Origin of the sequence: Microbacterium sp. (genome assembly GCF_047971895.1) — a bacterium.
In the GTDB taxonomy this organism is placed as follows: domain Bacteria; phylum Actinomycetota; class Actinomycetes; order Actinomycetales; family Microbacteriaceae; genus Microbacterium.
The window spans coordinates 1-2,330 of the sequence record NZ_JBKEAF010000096.1 but is presented as its reverse complement, the minus strand read 5'-3'; the positions used below and the strand labels follow the sequence as shown (position 1 = coordinate 2,330).

The window sequence follows — 2,330 nt, the reverse complement described above, 5'->3', positions numbered from 1 at the left end:
GCGGATGAACCATGCATGATTCGCCACTTTACATATGCGATCGTCCATGATCTGCTGTCGGTATGGATTTGGTCTCCGCACTTCTCACGGGTGTGCGCACCCGCGATGGCGTGCTGCACCGCTCGGTTCTGCGCAACCCGTTCGGGTTGTGCGTGCGCGAGCGCGCACCGCTGTCGATCGTGCTCGTCCTGGATGGGTTCGCGCATATCGTCTTTGACGATGGCGAGACGGTGGCGTTGCGCCGCGGAATCGTGTACTTGGTCTCGACCATCGCGCCGTACCTGCTGGTCGTTGCCCCGGGCAGCGCTCCGCGCCTGGTCGTCGATCCGACCGGCGTACGCACGATAGATGGTGAGCCGCTGCCGCCTTCGGATGACGAGGTGCGCTGCCTGGTCGAGTCCGCAGGGGCTGGTGAGGAGACCACAACCGTGATCTCGGGAAACTACTCGGGATCCGATGGACTGGGGCGCAGGCTGCTGTCGTCAGTGCCCAGGTGGTGCGGCATCGACCTGCCCGAGACGACCGATATGGTGCGCATGCTCGACATCGAGCTGCGGCGAGCGACGGCCGGACGGCAGCCCGTGCTCGATCGCTGGCTCGACCTGCTGCTGACCGCATCCCTGCGCGGGTGGTTCACCGATGCCGACCCCCGTCCGGCGTGGAGCACCGCGGCGACGGACCCGGTCGTCGGCCCCCCGCTCCGAGCGGTGCATGCCGAACCGGCCGCACCCTGGACGGTTGCTCGTCTTGCGCAGGTGGCCGCCGTCTCGCGTTCGGCGTTCGCGGAGCGCTTCACAGAGATCCTCGGCATCCCACCGATGACTTACGTGGCCGAGTTGCGGATGGATGTCGCCACCGACCTGCTGCTGCGCGACCGGGCACCGCTGTCGTCCGTGGCGCAGGCGGTTGGCTATGCCGATCCGTTCGGCTTCAGCGCGGCGTACAAGCGCATCCGTGGGCACAGCCCCGCCGTGGTCCGCGCCGGAGCGTCATGACCCGGCGGGGCGCGAGGCGCGTGCCCCGACGGTCGTTTGCCTCAGACCGTGCCGGGCGGGTATCATGATCGGGTGTGCGCTCACGCGCGTCATGTGTCGTGCCTCGGCATGTCGCACGGCACGGACCGCACACCAGGGAACGGTCTGCGAACAGACCACCCCCACGGCATATCCACCAACGAAAAGCTCCGGAGCACTCTGGCGCCCCGGTGGGTCTACGTGAGAAACCACGAACGCTGTCACCGTGCAGCACAACAAGGAGAACATTCGTGCCAACCATTCAGCAGCTGGTGCGCAAGGGCCGGTCGCCGAAGGTCAACAAGACCAAGGCTCCCGCGCTCAAGGCGAACCCGCAGCAGGCGGGCGTCTGCACCCGCGTGTACACCACCACCCCGAAGAAGCCGAACTCGGCGATGCGCAAGGTCGCGCGTGTGAAGCTGCGCAACGGCACCGAGGTGACCGCCTACATCCCCGGCGAGGGCCACAACCTGCAGGAGCACTCGCTGGTGCTCGTGCGCGGCGGTCGTGTGAAAGACCTCCCGGGTGTCCGCTACAAGATCGTCCGCGGTGCGCTCGACACCCAGGCCGTCAAGAACCGTAAGCAGGCGCGCAGCCGCTACGGCGCGAAGAAGGGCTGAGACACATGCCTCGCAAGGGACCCGCTCCGAAGCGCCCCGTCGTCAACGATCCCGTCTACGGCGCGCCCATCGTCACGCAGCTCGTGAACAAGATCCTCGTCGACGGCAAGAAGTCGCTGGCCGAGTCGATCGTTTACGGCGCCCTCCGCGGCGTCGAGGCGAAGAACAGCCAGGATGCCGTCGCCACGCTCAAGAAGGCCCTCGACAACGTGCGCCCGACCCTCGAGGTCAAGTCGCGTCGCGTCGGCGGCTCGACCTACCAGGTGCCCGTCGAGGTCAAGCCGCACCGCGCGAACACGCTCGCGCTGCGCTGGCTGGTCAGCTACGCGAAGAGCCGTCGTGAGAAGACGATGACGGAGCGTCTGCAGAACGAGATCCTGGATGCATCCAACGGCCTGGGTGCCGCGGTCAAGCGCCGCGAAGACACCCACAAGATGGCCGAGAGCAACCGCGCCTTCGCGCACTACCGCTGGTAACTGGAGTAAGGAAACCCCCCCGTGGCACAAGAAGTGCTCACCGACCTGAACAAGGTCCGCCACATCGGCATCATGGCGCACATCGATGCCGGCAAGACGACGACGACCGAGCGCATCCTGTTCTACACGGGCGTCAACCCCAAGATGGGCGAGACCCACGACGGCGGCGCGACGACCGACTGGATGGAGCAGGAGCAGGAGCGCGGCATCACCATCACCTC

At 66.7% G+C, this 2,330-nt stretch carries 4 protein-coding genes; all 4 read left to right on the top strand.

Translation table 11 applies throughout. The features are described from left to right. Positions 1–62 precede the first annotated feature (62 nt). On the top strand, positions 63–995 hold the full coding sequence (locus ACK5IN_RS07685; protein ID WP_416895607.1) for an AraC family transcriptional regulator: 933 nt from the start codon (positions 63–65) through the stop codon (positions 993–995). A gap of 269 nt (positions 996–1,264) precedes the next feature. Next, the gene (gene rpsL / locus ACK5IN_RS07680; RefSeq protein ID WP_183499724.1) at positions 1,265–1,633 is read left to right on the top strand and encodes a 30S ribosomal protein S12; all 369 of its coding nucleotides are present in this window, start codon (positions 1,265–1,267) and stop codon (positions 1,631–1,633) included. Positions 1,634–1,638: 5 nt separating this feature from the next. Further along, positions 1,639–2,109: a 30S ribosomal protein S7 gene (rpsG, locus tag ACK5IN_RS07675; RefSeq protein ID WP_416895606.1), complete on the top strand. Its 471-nt coding sequence runs from the start codon at positions 1,639–1,641 to the stop codon at positions 2,107–2,109. Positions 2,110–2,130: 21 nt separating this feature from the next. Then, the coding region (locus ACK5IN_RS07670; protein WP_416895605.1) for a GTP-binding protein at positions 2,131–2,330 on the top strand (200 nt) is incomplete at its 3' end.